Raw genomic sequence first — 2523 nt, 5'->3', positions numbered from 1 at the left:
CTGTTTGGAGGATGGAACGGCAAGCAACTGGTTGGCGACACCTGGGAATGGGATGGGCGGACCTGGCATCTCGCAAGCTCCGAAGGCCCCGATGCGCGGGCGCCGTTCGCGATGGCCTACCACGACGGGCTCGGAATCGTCGTCCTGATGGGCGGCCAGGACCTCGAACGAACGTTCGCGGACACCTGGACCTGGGACGGGTCGACCTGGACGCAGCTGGCAATCGACGGCCCGGGGCCGCGCGGGTTTCACACCATGACCTATGACGCCGATCGGGAAAGGGTTCTTCTCTACGGTGGACGGGAAGACGATCGACTCTTTCGGGATCTGTGGAGCTGGGACGGAAGCCGGTGGGAGATGATCTCGAACGACGGGCCGGTACGCCGCGGTATCTACGCCTCCGCTTACGATCGGTTTCGCGGGACGCTCATCATCCATGGCAGCGGAGACCTCGTCGACGAGAGCTGGGCGCTCGAGCCATCGACTTGGACCTGGGCCGAATCCTCGGGCTGGAGGGAAAGCGACGGAGCTCGAAGATAGCTTCGAGCTGCCGCCATAGCGCGTCGACGACGGTCATCGGCCGCCCAACACGAAAGACATCTGGCGAAAGTCGAACGAGTACTCGGCGAACTGCGCCAGCGAATCGATGCCAATGTTGCAAAACAGATAGTTGTCCTTCTCTTCCGTGATGGGCTGCTTGTACACGGGCCGATCGGTCAACCTGACTTCTGTCCCGCCGACTTCGATTGCGATCTCGGGAAGGATGTACGCCGGGACTTCCCGAACTCCGCCGGCCCCGCCGGTTCGATAGCTTTCCGCCACGCCGAGCGCCTCCACCCGGGAGCGATACCTTTCGTAGAAGGGCTCGTAGAAGTCCGTGGACGACGAACCGGTATCCAGTCGGCAGATGAGCCAATCCTCTCCGTAACGAACACGCGTGAGGGGAACCAGCTCCTCGAACGCCAGGTTTTGTGGATCGGATCGGGACGTCTGGCCCGCGATGGCGATCGTTCCATCGGAGCGGAACGTGACTTCGCCCATTGCCTCGATGAGAGGAAAGCCGACGATACCGGGGATTCGGAAGCCGCCGGGGAAGCTCAAATGGTCGTCCTCGAGCACGAGAAACACCACGTGGCGGTACGCGACGTTTCCAATGGTCACGAAGTCGGCGACGGCAACGTCGGCTAAGATCTTCACGTCCGTCGAAGTTCCGACCTCGACTCCCGCGGGGCGGATCTCGAGGCCGAGCCCTTCAGCTTCCGATCGCATGAGGACGGAGAGATTGGCACCGGTGTCCAGGAGGTAACTTCGGTGCGCTTCTCCGATCTGGAGCGGCACATGCCGCGAGGCATCGACGCGAAGCTCCGTGGGAGCACGGATCTCCGCCACCTGGGCGGGAACGTCGGCGAGAGCCTCGATAAGACGCGCGGTGTTCCGCACGTCCTCGAGGTCTTCCAGGCGAGTTTCGGGCACGGTCGACTCGAGGATGAGCCGCGATGTCTCATAGGCTTCCCGATATCGGTATCGTCGCGCATCGTTCTTGACTCGAAATGCACGCACCTCGAACAAGAGCTCCTCGTCGAGGTCCTCTCGCTCGAGGAGATGCGCAAGAGTCGCGTTCGAAGCATCGAGCTCGTTGAAGGCGTGCTGGACCGTCGCCCGGAAGAAGAGCAGCTCGGGATGATCGGACCCCGATAGACCGTCGAGGCGCTCTCGCAAGCTAAAGTAGTCCCGGCTCTCTCGAAGGGCTCTGAGCTCAGCGAGCGCGACCTCGTCCGGCGTGGAGTCGCATCGAGGGAGAACAGCCATCCCGAGAACGAACACGAGCGCTCGCCCGATGACTAACCGGGACGTCGGAGCTCCCGCCGCCAGCGAGGCTTGCGGCGACCGTCGAGATAGGCTGAGCCGAGCGGTCACGATGGCACCAAAGAGAATAGCACGAGCTTCTCCATGTTCTCTCATCGGCATTGACCCGACTTCGATGTTACGGCTTTCTCGGGCACACCGAAATTGAGCCGAGAACGTACAGCGGGCGCGTCGCACCTATACATATACAAATACAAAGGCCATAGTCCTACTGCCCGCGGATCGTTCAACGGACTGTATCCGAGCGCATTCACGCCCTGCCAAGGCTCACTTTTGTTCTTGATGCGCTCTGGATACAATTCTTCTTTTGGACGGCCGCGGGCGTCGCGTGAGCCAAGCTCCGACTTGCGCGTAGCGAAGCAAGGGACTCAGGCGCTTGACTCTCCGGCGTGATATGTCGATAATTTCCTTGACTGGGATCTTACGGGGTTCCAGTTCTGATCCCCCCGGGGTCTGGCCTTAACGGGCCACACGCCGGGGTTTTCCTTTTTTGCCAGTCCATGCCCGAGCGCTCAGTCCTCTTCGTGGATGGAAACAACTGGTACCATTCGCTCACGACCTTCGGCGTCGGCAATCTCGGCAGACTCAATTACGCAAAGGTCTCGCGCAAACTCGTGGGACCACGGGAGTGGACGGCGACCCGATACTACGTCGGTC

General features: G+C 61.4%; 2 protein-coding genes. One reads left to right on the top strand and one right to left on the bottom strand.

All coding sequences use genetic code 11. The features are described 5' to 3' along the window. Positions 1 to 540: kelch repeat-containing protein (locus VEK15_14600; protein HXV61924.1), on the top strand; the 540-nt coding region annotated here is incomplete at its 5' end. A gap of 33 nt (positions 541 to 573) precedes the next feature. Here VEK15_14600 and VEK15_14595 read toward each other — a convergent pair. Beyond that, entirely contained in the window at positions 574 to 1917 is a 1344-nt protein-coding gene (locus tag VEK15_14595; protein HXV61923.1) for a retropepsin-like aspartic protease, read from the bottom strand. Between the last annotated feature and the right edge of the window lie 606 nt (positions 1918 to 2523).

This window comes from Vicinamibacteria bacterium, from assembly GCA_035620555.1.
Lineage (GTDB): Bacteria > Acidobacteriota > Vicinamibacteria > Marinacidobacterales > SMYC01 > DASPGQ01.
The sequence above is the reverse complement of the archived record's forward strand: the minus strand, read 5'-3'. Positions and strand labels throughout refer to the sequence as shown.